The sequence below is a fragment of the Candidatus Margulisiibacteriota bacterium genome (assembly GCA_041650635.1).
Lineage (GTDB): Bacteria > Margulisbacteria > WOR-1 > JAKLHX01 > JBAZKV01 > JBAZKV01.
The window spans coordinates 108,469-122,243 of record JBAZKV010000001.1 but is presented as its reverse complement, the minus strand read 5'-3'; the positions used below and the strand labels follow the sequence as shown (position 1 = coordinate 122,243).

Annotated in this window: 2 protein-coding genes; both read left to right on the top strand. The window is 51.7% G+C overall.

Features of this window, described 5'->3' with window-relative positions:
- Positions 1–1,697: hypothetical protein (locus WC490_00440; protein MFA5097084.1), on the top strand; the 1,697-nt coding region annotated here is incomplete at its 5' end.
- Positions 1,698–1,744: 47 nt separating this feature from the next.
- Complete coding sequence (locus WC490_00435; protein ID MFA5097083.1) at positions 1,745–13,618, top strand: DEAD/DEAH box helicase; 11,874 nt, start codon at positions 1,745–1,747, stop codon at positions 13,616–13,618.
- Positions 13,619–13,775: the final 157 nt, after the last annotated feature.

The following is a 13,775-nucleotide window of genomic DNA, read 5'->3' as shown; positions in this document are numbered from 1 at the left end:
CGGGTTTGAACCTTACTGAGGCTCAAAAGAGCTTAATACTAGAAATACTATTGGATCCTACAGGACAAAGAACCCTTATTGATTCCCAAAACAGGTATCGTGCCGCCCTTGCCGCCTACAAGAGGGAGCTTGTGGGGCCTGTTGTGGAGCGGGCGGCAAAGGTCTTTGCGGACCACGGGCTTCTTGCTCCCGAGCAGTTGCAGCCGATGAGCCTTGCTTCTATTCTTAAACTTGTTTCCGAGCGCCGGCAACAGGGGCTTGCAACGCCTGTTACCGGGCTCAAACTGCTGGTTGGCAGCCGCGAAGAGGTGGAAAAAGCGTGGCAGCAGGTGCAGGCCATGGGGCTTGACCTGGCCGGCAACGGGATGCTGTCTTTTGCGGTCAAAAAAGAGGACATAATCGTTGACCGGCTGCTGCTGGGCCAGCTGGATGCCTCAACAGATGCTCAGGGCTACCTTGCCCTGGTGCGCTTTGATCCTGCCAGCAGCCTGTCCGTAGAGGGGATGGTAGGGAAACTTAACGAACAGCTTTACTTTTCGCTCAATCCCGAGGATAATTATGAAGGCTTTGAACTTGACCAGTGGGGGTTCTGCTCTCTTGTGGTGGGAGCGCAGGGCAGGCCCGGGTTTATCGACGACCGTGAAGCGGTGTATGCCAGGACAAGAAGAGTGTTTGACCTGTCCAGGACCGATCTGTTGAACGACCATATTCTTGTGCGGGCAGTACGCCAGCTGGTCCCTTCAAAAACCGGACGGGATGCGATAAAAGCTCTTGAGGCTCTACACAGCCTGATATTGCAGGCCAGAACAGAAGCCCTTTCGCAGAAGAAAGAAGGAGAATCGGAGCTCCAGTGCCTCTCAAGGTGTTTTGACGCTGTTCTTAAGAGGCTTTTGGATGCAAGGAGCGACAGGGCAATAATGGCAAAAGTGTTAGAAGAGACTATGGAAAGGACCAGCAGGCAGGTGTGCCTGTTTGACGGACGGTTCGCCGAAAACAGCGCAATGAGAACGGTTCTCGAAAACCTGAGAGCGGACGGATCGCGCATTTCCGGTGCGCTTGAGGACAATGCCGCTCTTCTTGCCTTTGGTTTTTCCTCGGAAGAGATAGCCCGGTACAGGGACAGGATCACAGCAGTACAGAGAGACGCTTTTAACTACCTCATCATGAGCGACAAAACCTATGACGGCGCAAAATATCTGGACATAATCCGCAACGCGTTCTACAGGACCTGGAATGATCCCGTCAAAAGCCCCAGGATGAGGCTGGTCTCTCTTACAAGGCTGTTGAACGAGTTGAACGCTTATGACGATTCCAGGATACTGGACGAAGAACTGTTCTCCTTAGAGGAAGCGGAAATTGCCGAACGGGTCCTTAGGTACTTGAACAGAAAGGCCGGAGCTTCTGCCTCCGGGCCCGCCTTGTCGGAATTAAGGCGCGAGGCCTTCAGGATAGCAGACAGCATCTATTCTATGCTGTTCCATGTCAAGTTGGTCGCTTTGAGCTCTATCGCTCCCGAAGTCCAGGTCACGGGGCCTCTTGCGGCCGTAGAATTTATGAGAAGCAGGCCAAAACAAAATTTTGTTCAGGAGGATTTTGGGGCCCGTGTGGAAGCCGGATTAAGGTCTCAAACCATTTCCTCAGGCAGGACTCTTTTTGATGTTCACTCCAAGGTCCAGGAACTGGACAGAAGAAGATGAAGCGAGCCTGAGATTTTGACGATACATAGGTACAGGGGGGTCGCTGCATGGGGGTCTCAGAATTAAGGCCCGAAGGAGGAGCGGTAAGGCTTGGCCCTGCCGATATCTCTTCTTCAACAACCACAGGGCCAAGATCAACGGCCGAACTTCCTCAGACCAGGCCTTTTGAAGACGAAGGCTCCTCCTCAGGGCCTTCGCCGGAACTCGGAAGCGCGCAAAAGAGATACCTCGGGCACTTTTTCAATTCCCAGATCTCGGCCACGATAGACGCAGCGATAAAGCAGTGGGGCCAGGAGTTTGTCGAGAAAAGGTTCCGCGCCGTCTGGGACGATCCCCAGGCAAGGGCCAGGGTCCTGACAACGTTCAATTCAAACCGCTACGCCAGGGAATTCCTTGCTCCTCAGACTCAGGACCAGGAAATGCAGTTCAAGGTCTATGTATACTATTCCGTCAGCCAGGACCTTATTGCCGCAATGCCGGATCAGGCAAGAGAGCCGCTGCTCGAGCAGATAGATGCTGCGGCCCTAAAGGAGGCCGAGCAAACACTTGGCAGAGCAGGAGACGGTCAGGCAGAACTGCTGGCGGTCCACCGCTTATTTGCAAGGGGGAAAGCCGCTCTTTCGCAGATAACAAGGCTTGCCAGGAATGGTGACTTTGCCGGTGCAAAGGCGCTTGCCGCAAGTTTGCGCGGCGATGCATCTATGGCGGCTTTATTGGGAGGCGTTGGGATCGATGCGGCCAAACTGGCCGAAGGGATCGAGACCCAGGAACAGCTTGACCGTCTTAATTCGGAACTCAAAAGGCTTGAAACCCAGGCAAGCGAACTGGCAAAAGAAGGAAAGATCGAAGGAGCAGGCGGAGCAAAAGAGCTTATAAGAAGGATCCTCGAAATATTTAGATCAACGGCCACAAAAGAACTTTTTGAAAAGGCAAAGATAGCCCCGGATAAGATCGCGGAGATGATAGAGCACTTTGAGGTCAGGCTCGAGCTCTTTGATGTTGACAAAAGAATAAACGAACTGCTCAAGGCCGGCAAATATGATGAGGCAATAGAATATATTCTTGACGAAAAGAACGGCGGCGCAGTATATGAACTGCTCAAAAAAGCCGGCGCGGACCCCGACAGGATAATAAGCAGGATCAGGATAGAAAAGAGGCTCAATACCCTGATAGGGGAAGGAAAAATTAATGAGGCTATAGCTTACGCCCAGGCCAACAGGCAGCTGCTGGGTGAAAAAGAGACCGCCGAACTGGTACAAAAACTGAGATCATCGGATGCCGTTTCTTTTTCTGTCCCTTCATCCTGGTCGGCAAGAGGGGAGATGAGCTCTCCCGTATTGGTTTTTGGTTCTCCGCGGCGTTCTGACACCCGCAGGGAAAGGGTTGCTAGGGCCCAGAGGCTGTTGCAGGAAACGGTGAATCCCGCTACCAACCAGCCATATCTTGCCGAAACTCATCCGGCAGACGGGCGTATGGACGAGGCAACAGCGGCTGCAATGTACAGTTTTACCAGAAGGAACGGCAGCCCCAAGCCTTTTGAAGATACTGTTAAGGACCTTGCGCAGGACCCGGACGGTATTATGGAGCTGTCCTTTCAATGGGGCGATCAGGAGGACAAAGACCTTTCCTCTGTGCATGCATCCCAGACCGGGAATTTCAGGATAGTCCCGCTTGAGAGCCTGGTGGGAGGCACAAGGCTGGGTTCTGCCATCCGCCAGTGGGTGCCTGATAATGTCAACGGGACTGTTTACTATGCCATAGCCTATTTAAGGACTAAGTTCACTTCGCCGTCGCAAAAGGCATTTTTGTCGATGATGCACGATAAATTATTTGCGGCAGAAAAGCCGTGCAGCGCCGAAGAGATTGAACGCCTTCTGTCCATGTGCGGCAAAGTCGAGATAGACCCGGAAGGTATAAAAGCTCTGCGATTTCCCGGGGCCTTAGCATCACAAAGCAGAGTCTGCGTTAATATCTATTCCGGAAGGGCCGCGGACCTTCCAAAGACCGAAGGCATACAGATACTTGTCGAGCCTGCGTTCGTTCCGGGGTCAAGAAGGATAGTTTTGGACCCTATGGGGGCTTCATCCCGGACGCCGGTCGCATATTATCTTAACGGACTAAGGACATCCGGTATACAGCTCCCCGGCTTGGCTGAGGGTGGGGACACCCCCGACTTTTTTACAAGCGCGCATCTTGGGATCATAGCAGACAGGCTGTCAAGCAACAGTGTTCCCTATGTCCACTACAATATGAAAGATGATCCGGAGCTGGTGAAGTTTTTGACCTCTTCCGCAGAAAAATCGCACCCCGCACTAAAGTCGCTTTTATTGAGGATAGCGGGCTCTGACCTGACAATGAACAGAGCTTACATATCTCCTGAGGAGCGCGAGATACTTGTGCGGTTTGCCGGGGATCTTTCGTCAGACCCTCTGGGGCAAAAGCTGCAAATCCTGATCCTAAGCATAACTTCCGACAATCCCGGGATGACAGTACTGCAGGCGGCAAGGCTTAAAGAATTCGCTGCAACCAACCAGGGGGCAAGGATAGATATCTCAGCCTTGAGGAGCGCGGCCCCGGACAACGAAGGGGTGCAGGCCCTGCTGTGGATGTTGGAGATGAACGCCTCTTCCGCGCAGGATACCAATAAGGCATGGTATGCCGTTTATCCAACAATGGCGGCTGCAATACCGGGTAAGCCGGCGGACGCGCAGATGATAGAGTTAAAAAGGCTTTATACCAGGGATAACACTCTTGCACAGAGGCTGTCAGAGCTAAATGCTGATATAGAAAGGCTGCGCGGCACCGCCCAGCAGCGCGCGGGACTAACCGAGGAGCAAAGAAGCGCCTGTGCTGCAGAACTATTGCCAAAACTTGCCGAAAGAGACGCTATTCAGGCGTTCATAGACAGCGATGTGATAACCTATGACTTTTTTAAGTGGATCTTGACCAAGTATGTTGCAAATGATCCTGCCTGGGGCAGACTGGCCGGTGCGGTTGATACTGTTTGCGCTTATGCTAATCAATACCTTTTTCAGGTCAGTTATGAAGGGTTAACGGACAATGCAAGAAGGAACCTTGTTCATGCCAGGGAAATACTTAGAAATGCAGAACAAAATCTGAAAAAGGTGGGGCTTTTTGATGTCTGGAAAACAACAGGCTTTCTTTCTCTGCGTCCGGGAGCGGGCGACTATGAAAATTTGACGCCGGAGCAGCGAAATGAACTGGAAAAAATAAGACAGGCCCTTTCGGTGCTGATCTCCCTGATCGTCGATACAAAAGAAGGAACTGTTGATCCAACCCCCAACACCGAGCTTTTCGGCAGGGCAATGCTGTCGATAGTTGGGCTTGGGCAGGACCCCTCGCTTGAGGTCAGGATGCAGATCAAGGGGCTGTGCATGGAGTATTACGGAGAGTTTAAGGACCTTGATAACGATTACTATAACAGATTTTTGGCGGGGACCCTTACGGATGCTGAAAAAAAGAGCCTTACCGTATTCGATCTCAAGATCCTTGAAAAACTCTTGCAGCAGATAGAAAGGCAGTTCGAAGGAGAAAAAAAGAAAAGGATAGGGGTTATACTCTCAAGGATCAAGGGGCTTATAGCCGGCAACAAAGGCGGGAATGTTATTGATATAAAAGCCGGTTCTCCCGAATATGCGCTTCTTATAGAATTGAGCGAACTGCTTGTTTCGGGTGATGACCTGACGGTGGGAGATCCGTTCTCGGCCTCAGCTTCGGGTGCAGGCGGCACTGGTTTTGCTTCTTATATGAACCTTGATCTCGGTTTTTTGGAGGCCATAGCAAATAACCTCACAGAGGAAGAAAGAGCCACTCCGTTGGGAGCGGCTCTTGCAGTCGGCATCCGCGCAGTAAAAGACCTTATGTCAAATCCCGGAGCAGTCCCCGGAGAATTTTTGTCGCAGCAGATCTATTTGCGGGTACTTATGCCTTTCTTTATTTTTGTCGGTCTGCCGGTAAGCTCTATACGCAGCGTAATGCACTCTATGTTTGGAGATAAGTCATGGGACGAAACCGGAAGGAGCGTAAAGCATACGGCGGCGGCGCTGGCACTTTTTCCCAGATTTGCCCCTTTGTGGTACAGGCAGGCGGTAAAAGAGGCCGAAGACGGGCACTACGGCATCGCACTTGCGATGGCGTGGGCCATCAATTATTTTGCGGTAAGGGGCGGCTGGAACAGCATCTGGGGAAGGACCCTGCAGCCCGCGACCGAACTGTTCAAGATACTTGCAAATGTTCCGGGAGCGGGTAAGCTTGTGAAAATGCTGCCCGTGGGCTGGGAAAGAAGAGCCTTTGGAGGACTGTTTGACAACAGGGTGACAAGAGCAAGGGTTTATTTGAACGGTGAAGAGGTCCAGCCATTGATAATGGGCGTAAGGGCGGTCCTTGATCCGTGGGGTACCGGAGAAGAGTTCTTTTTGAGGGCCGAGCCCGAAAGCAACTGGGCAAGAAGACTTGGCGCGTCTGCAGCAAGGGGATATAACTATTTGATAGATTATCCTTTTAATCTGGCAATGCTCGGTGTTTCAAGCGCCGCTGACCGGGCTGACAGCAGAAGGCAGGCATTGAGGTTGTCGGTCTGGATGAGAGAGGATGGGGTGTCGGCTTCTTCGGATCCCGAGGCAGAATTTGCTCGGCAACTTAACAAACTTAATGCTGGGGCGGTGCTTTTTGACAACACCAGCACCAGGGCTGCTGTGCTTGTCAGTGAATCTGGTTTTGTTGCCCCGGCAGGACAGGGCAGTCTTGCTGGCAACCTAGAACTTAGGAGCCTGGTGCTTGGGGCGTTCAATTCTTCCTCCAATCCTTTGCTGGCACTTGCAGACGGAACGGGACTAAGATTAACGGTGAATGTTGAAGGTGAGCAGGCAAGACTGCGTGTCGCAGAGATAAGAGTGACCTCTGATGTTGCAATGCCCTCCTTTATGATAAGAAGACCGAGCGGGCTTGTGGATTTTGATATGGGAGAGGTAGTTCTTCTGCTCCCCGAGAGTTTTTTGGACCCGGCCGATCAATTCAGGGCCCGGCAGCTCGACACTCTTATCCGCGAAGCTCAAACAAATCCTGTAAGCCTTGCCAACATGCCGTCAGCAGTCTTGTCCGTCGCTCCGGAAATGACTGTACTTGCGGGGGAAGCTCTTGATATAGCCCCTGAAGTAAGCGCCAGGTGGCAGGGGCTTGTTGATAGTGCTGGATACACAACTAAATCCGGGGCCAGATTCCTTCTGCATCCCAACCAGATGGCTGCTCTTGAAGCCATTGCGCAGGGCGGTAACATGCTCCTTAATATCGGGTGCGGTCAGGGAAAAACTGAGATAGGCATCCTTGCTGCCATGGAAAGGGCCGCGAGAGGGCAAAAGGTCCATGTTATAACCGCTAATGATGCGTTGGTCGAGGAATGGGTTGAAAGAGCCAAGAGATTTGGTCTGAGCATAGGGGTCATAAGGAGTGGGATGGGAATTGAAGAAAAAAGCGCGGCATACAGATGCAATATCGTTGTCGGAGCCGACCAGTTAGTGTTTGATACGATCTCAGGGGAATTTGCTCCGGGAGAAATAGAAAGACAAGTCCTGATCATTGATGAAGCAGACCAGAAACTCATAGAAATGGCGCTCACAAGCTACTACATATCAGGCGGTCTCAACGGCGCCGGCAACCCGATAGCCGCAAGGGCGGCGGATGCGCGCGCCCAGAAACAATGGCAGGATTCCCTTCTAAGACTGGGCCGGATGCAAAGCGGGACGCATTTTGACCCTGATACGCTGAGGCTGCTTCCGCAAGGCGAAGAGTTCATAAGGGGAGAAGTAGGCTCGGACGAGTACCCCGCGGAGCAGAGGAGAATAGAGCGGCTTATCCTGGCTGTTCAAATGCGGGCCGAAAGAGAGGCAATAACAGCAGATCCGAACCATCCAAGGAACCTCACGCTTCAGTACAATTTTGATATTGTAAACGGTGAGATAGTCATAATCAATTCCGAGGGCTTTTATATGAGAGGCCACAGATGGGAGGGAGGAATAGATGAAGCTATAAGGACCGTGTTCGGATTAAAAGTTCCCTCTTGCTCCGGGACGCTTGGCACGATCACCTTTTCCCAGTTCATGAGGTTGTATTCAAAGGCTGATCAAGGGCAGGTCATAGGATATTCCGGGACGATGCGCGAGGATTGGCAGCTTATTGCAAATCAGTATCTGGACTTTGGTTTTGGTCTCGTGATCGTGCCGAATCATATCCCCCAGGTTAACATTACTTACGACAATGTATCCCAAAGATTTGCTCTTGAAGCGGCAGGAAGACCCCAGTTGACGGTTGATCTTAATGATCCTGCTGGCATGAGGCAGGCGCTGGATTATGTTAGAGATTCTGCGCTTACAGAACCGGCGGAAAGAACAAAGATCAAACTGGTAGATCATGCCTGCGAAAGCCAGGAAGTCAGGGCGCTTGTCGAAGACCTGCTGGTTCAAATCACCGGCGAATTTGCGCCTTTTGGAGCGGAAGCCGTAGCTCTTGTAAGAAGACAGCCGCAGCTGCTCTATGCGAACAGGGACCAAAAGCTTGCGAGAATAGCTGTTGATGCGGTAGAAGAAGCTCTGGCCCTGCGCGGCGGAGGTGCGGGGCGTCCGGTTTTGGTACACGCGGCTTCAATTGAGGAGGTTGAGCTGCTTAGGGGGATGATCGAGGCGGAAGCCAGACGCAGACTGGCTTCCGCAACGGATCCGGGTGAGCGTATAAAACTTAACGATTTGCTTTCCAGAATAAGGACCCTTACTGCCGAAAATGTAGGGAAAGAAGGCCCGATGCTCGTCAGGGCAGCGGGAGAAGGGCTGTCCATCCTGCTTGCAACTACTGCTGGCAGAGGCACGGATATCCCCATACATGACAGGGCAAAAGTAGCTCTTCTTCTTGACAATATAGTGCTGACCGAAGAGGCGGTAAGAAGCGGCGGTTTGCATGTCATGGTCAGCGAACAGGACACGACAGAAAGGCTTACCACCCAGAAAGTTGAAAGAGCAGCAAGACAGGCAGATCCGGGTTCTTCACGGGTATATGCAAGCCTTGACGATCCTGTTTTCAGGCATCTGGACCCGGAGTACAGGGAAAATCTTAGAGCAGAGATCTCTAGGTTAGGCGGTGTTGTTGACGTCTCTGATGTGGAATTGAACTTTAGGCAGGCTATAAACGATGCTCTGGAAATTGCCCGTCGGGAAGCCCAGACAGAGATAGAGCGGACGAACTTTTTTGCTGATGCCGCAAGGCAGATCGAAACAGTATATCATCAGATGTTCGGGGAAATAACAAAAGGCAATGTGATGATAAACATCTTGCTTGAGAATACTTGCTCGGCCCTGCTTGATTCCGCCGGGATATTGAAAGGCCAGCAATTGGAGGAAGCACAGAGGAGATCCTTAGAAACTGCTCTTAAAAGACTTACCGGGGCGGATATTGTTGACCTTTCCGGCCTGGACGGCCTGACAAGGTCCCAGGCTCTGGAGCGGCTTTCTGAGCGGCTTTGCGATGTCTTTTCGGCAAGAAAAGGAAATGATGCCGGATTTTACGATGCCGCGGTAAAGGTTGGAGGAATGGGACTATGGAGCGCCAGGATGACGGAACTCTTTATGCGCAATTATTCTGCTCACAGAGAAAGGGTCTCTAGGATCCAAGCGGAGTTGGAAAATACCGCAATGCCGGAAGGCGCGGATGGAAGAGATATCTTCCGCGCCAGAGTGGCAGAATCCTTTGAACTGATGATGCAAAACCTTCGAATAGAAATATTTAACGCGGTCTTTCCGCAAGGGGCCTTTTCTAAGCCCTGGGAACGATTTTACAATCTTTCAAGGCTCAGAATAGAGATCCGTTCTGCAGCGGCAGATTCGCCTGCTTTACGGGCAGGAGGTAGCGAGAATGAGGCAGCTCTGGCCGCTTCGGAAAGAGCTGGAATAGATATCGATCCTGACAGAGGAGGTGCAGGACAGGCTGGTCCCGTGGCTCCGGAGCAAATGGCTGTCATATCGGACCATTCCAGGGATATGAACGCTGCAGAAAGAACGGCAGTAGAAAGGACCGTAGAAAATCTGCGCGACCGAGGCCTTGTTGATGCAGTTACTGCAAAAAAAATACTGGATGGCGAGATAACAATAAGGGTGGTAGAGCATCCCGTGTGGTGGAGAGCAGGAGGAGATGCTGTGTATCACCCGGAAAGCAATGTTATTTATGTCAGGCCGGGAACTGTGCCGGAAGGCCGGATGACGAGAACGCAGGCTGCATGGCAAAGTTTCATTTCACTATTCATTTCTTTCAAACCGGTTGAGGCCGCTCTTACTCACGAAGGGATCGAGATCGCGCTCAGGGCTGGTGCTGACGCGGCAAAACTGAGCGAAGCTGACATGCATGCTCTTGCGGCTCAGGTAGAAGAAGCGCAAAAAGTGTTGTCAAACAGGGGGATAATGCCAAGGACTCCCGTGCCGGCGGCGCCTTCTGTTGTGGCATCGGCCCCAGAAGCCGCTGCGGCAAGACCGGGGGAAGCCTCCGCTGCTTCTGCAGGCAGAGGATATCTTACTTCTCCTGACGGGGTGGTGTCTTTATTGTTCCTGCCAAACGGAATGCTTGGAAGAGTGGTGGAGTCTTCGGGAGAGTTGCCGGAGGTCGGATTTGAAGCTGTCAGGACCGAACTAAGGGCAAGTGAACTCGGGATAAAAATAGCCCAGGACGGGACCCAGAGAGAAGTATCCAACAACGATAATGTCAGTTTGTTCGAGAGCGGAGGCAGGATATACAAGCGCAACAGCCAGGGCCTTTTTGTTTACGATAGCATATCCAGGTCCTGGTCCAATGCTACCGGTGCTCCGGAACAGCTGGCCAGAATGTCGGCGGAATTTGCGGGGACTGCGATCACCTTTGTGGCTGTGGCAGGAGCCATTGACCTGCTCACCAGGCTGGTTACGGGCAATGTCGAACGGGAAGGTGTCTGGTCTTCAATTAAAATGGATGCCAAGCATAACATAACCGGAGTTTCGATCTTTACATTCCAGCAGAAAACGGCAGAGTTATTCGGATTGGGGCACCTTTCAGGAGATTTTGTTTTTGGAATGGGGGCTTTCAGGGGAATAACAGACGAAAGATCGGCCAACCAGTTCATTGCAGAGTTCGGGTTATTTAAGGCAGGTACGGGGGCATTGTCTACTGCGGCTGCCGCAAGGATGATACCGATCCCCTGGCTGCGCTCCGCGATAGGCTTGGGTTTGGGACTTGCCGCGGCCAAGGCGGGAAAAGAAGGCGCGGGATGGCTTTATGATTCCTTTGAGTTTTTGAGCCATATGCCCCAGGGCGAAATCCTTCTTACCCTTGCAGAAATGAAACGCGCCTGGGACCCGAGCGAGATAGCGGGAAGGGCTGTCGCAGACTTTCTTTTCCCTCTGGCTAACGTGGACCTTTCTGTTTATGAAGATGATCCCATACTTCTTGAGAGGGTACAGGCTGCAAACCTGTTCGTGGAAAGCACGGTTGCCCTGTCCGGTAATGCTGCCGCCATCTGGGCAGTAAGACAGGGGGCGTCGCTGCTGGGGCTTAAAGGATTGTTCGGGGCATCGGCCGGCGCTTCAACGGCGGCCGCCGCGGGGGCTTTGGCAGTTGGCACCCTTGCATGGGGAGTGGTAACGGCAGAACTGGCTTTAATATACCTGGGCGTTCAGCAGAACAGGATGCTTGACGGGTTTGCCAGGGAGGCAGCGGAAGAGCAAAATAACGCAAAAAGAAGGGCCGCCGGCCTTGTTTTTTCCGGGTGGATTACAGGGGGAAGTTATGGCCAAAAGGTTACTGCCGGATTGGATCAATTCTTTAATACCAGAAATGTGCCTGCAAGGCAGATCCAGATAGCCAACAGGCTTATGTTCTCCACGGCCCAGGACAGTTTTGCGGTGGACATTGACATGTCGGATGACGGACGCCTTCTGCCAATGTACGGTTCCAAGGGGTACATAAGGTTCCCAAGCGATCTGAGCATAATTGATGAGGCTTTTGAAAGGGCGAGGCTGAGCGGCAAATTCCCAAACCAGGCGGCTGTGGAAAAATGGCTGAACGAGCGCCTGCCGAACTGGCTGTATCTTTTAAAGAAACAGCACAGCGACCCCAGGAGGGACAATGGCCGGGGGGTTTTTAGGCGCTGTCTACCGCACATATATAAAACACAGACCATCCAGAGTTATACAGGGAAGATCGACCGTGGAGAGATCATCCCCATCAATCTTGCGGCTATTTACTTTAACGATCCCTCGCTTTTGAAGATAGAGAATGGCAAAGTTGCGGGCTTTACCATACCGCCGGAACGGTATTTTGCGCAAAAGGGCATGAGAAATTATACTACTCCCCAAGAGCAAAAAAGACGGGCCGAACAGAGAAGAATTATTAACGAGTTCATTTCTAAAAATCTTTCCACAAAGGACGAGCCCGAGTACTCATCCTGGGCGGCTTATCTGCAGACACCGGACGATGTCAAGTGGGCGGATGCGAAGCATCAGGCTTTGTTAAAGAGTATCCAAATAAAGGCTTGTGATAATGCGCTTGCTGTTACGGCTAAGAACATAACGGCTGCCGAACAAAACCTGGCAGCGATAGACCGCAATATCGAAGGGGTCAGAAGTTCGATGTCGTCCGTCAGTTCACTGCTCTTTAACGTTTCGCAATTAATGGCGGGAGCCAAATTGAACATAGTCAGGGAAAAGAAAAAAGGTCCGGACGGGAAAATTCATAGTGAAATAGTAGTTACCATGGGCGAAAAGGGAGAAGAGATCTTTAGGGGAGGAAAAGCCGCAGAAGGCTTTGGAGAAGAGATCTTTCTGCTGTACCGCAATGTCCTTGTCCCAATATTCCGCGTTCTTGAAGGCGCCGGGCTTGCCAAAAACCTTTCCCTGGGATGTGCAGAGGCAAAAACATACGAGGAATTTGTCAGGCTTGGAGGATTGGCGGAGGGTTCAAATGCCGGCAGGTTTGTTAGGGATGCGGGAGTTATTATGGACCTTCTTTCAAAACAGCTTTCTTCCTCATACCGCGGCACCTGGCCTGTCAACAGCATTAATGCCGTTTCTTTGACCGGATCTTTGATACCGCAGGTCCAGAGAGCGGCAGAGATGCTCAGGTCAGTCCCAGTTCCTTTGCCTTTGGCCCAGGTTTCCGTCAAATCTCTTGACGGCAGGCCGGCCTTGTTCATAGACGGGATTGAGATAAAACCTTCTGATCCCAACTATAATAGGAATGCCGCGCTTTTTTACGAAAAGACGCTTAAACCTTTTATGGTTAGGCTGATAAGCGAAGGTAAATTGCAGGGGCCGGTTCCGGGCTCTTTTTTGGAGGCGGCGGACCAGGTTTTGAGTGTTCTGGAAGAACATGAAATGACTTCCCCAATGTTTATTGATTGCGGTGTTCTGAGCGACGCCCCCGTGACCAGGGGCAGGGTGAACATAGTACGGGTAAAAACCCAGGCTGGGACAACTAAGTCGGTGGAATGGTGGATAAAGACGGATAATGGGCAAAGACTCCTTGACCCTACAAACCTTGCGGACAAAGACCTGATCGATTATATTCATGAAAATGTTATCTCGGTCCTTAAGCGTATTCTGGGAGCGGGGGGCAAAGGGTTGGATCCCTCCAGTGATGCAGGGATTTTGATGAATCATTTGTCAAAGATAAACGGGTTTGGGACATGTAATTCCCTTAATTCTGAAGTGGCCGAAAAAGCAGCTGCAACTATGGATATCCCACCAAGGGTCATTATGCATGCCAGCAGGGTTCTTGCGGAAAGGCAGCTTGAAACCATGTATGCCCAAAGAAAGCGCCTGTCCGGGCAGAGAGACGGTGCGCTGGCCGACAGACGCAATATCCAAGCGCTGCGGGCGCAATTTGGGCGCATGTAAAGCGCCAGCCGATCTTTTCCCGCTCAGACACAACCTGAAATTTCTTTTGCTTCCTGCCGATATAAAGCCAAACAATGCACGGTGTAAGACTGAAGTCCTTACTTGGGAGCAGGCGAGGCAAATTGGAAAAATTTTTACCTCGCTTTATGAGAACACC

Coding starts and splice junctions, on each gene's coding strand:
- WC490_00435 (MFA5097083.1), top strand. CDS start 1,745: ATGGGGGTCTCAGAATTAAGGCCCGAAGGAGGAGCGGTAAGGCTTGGC.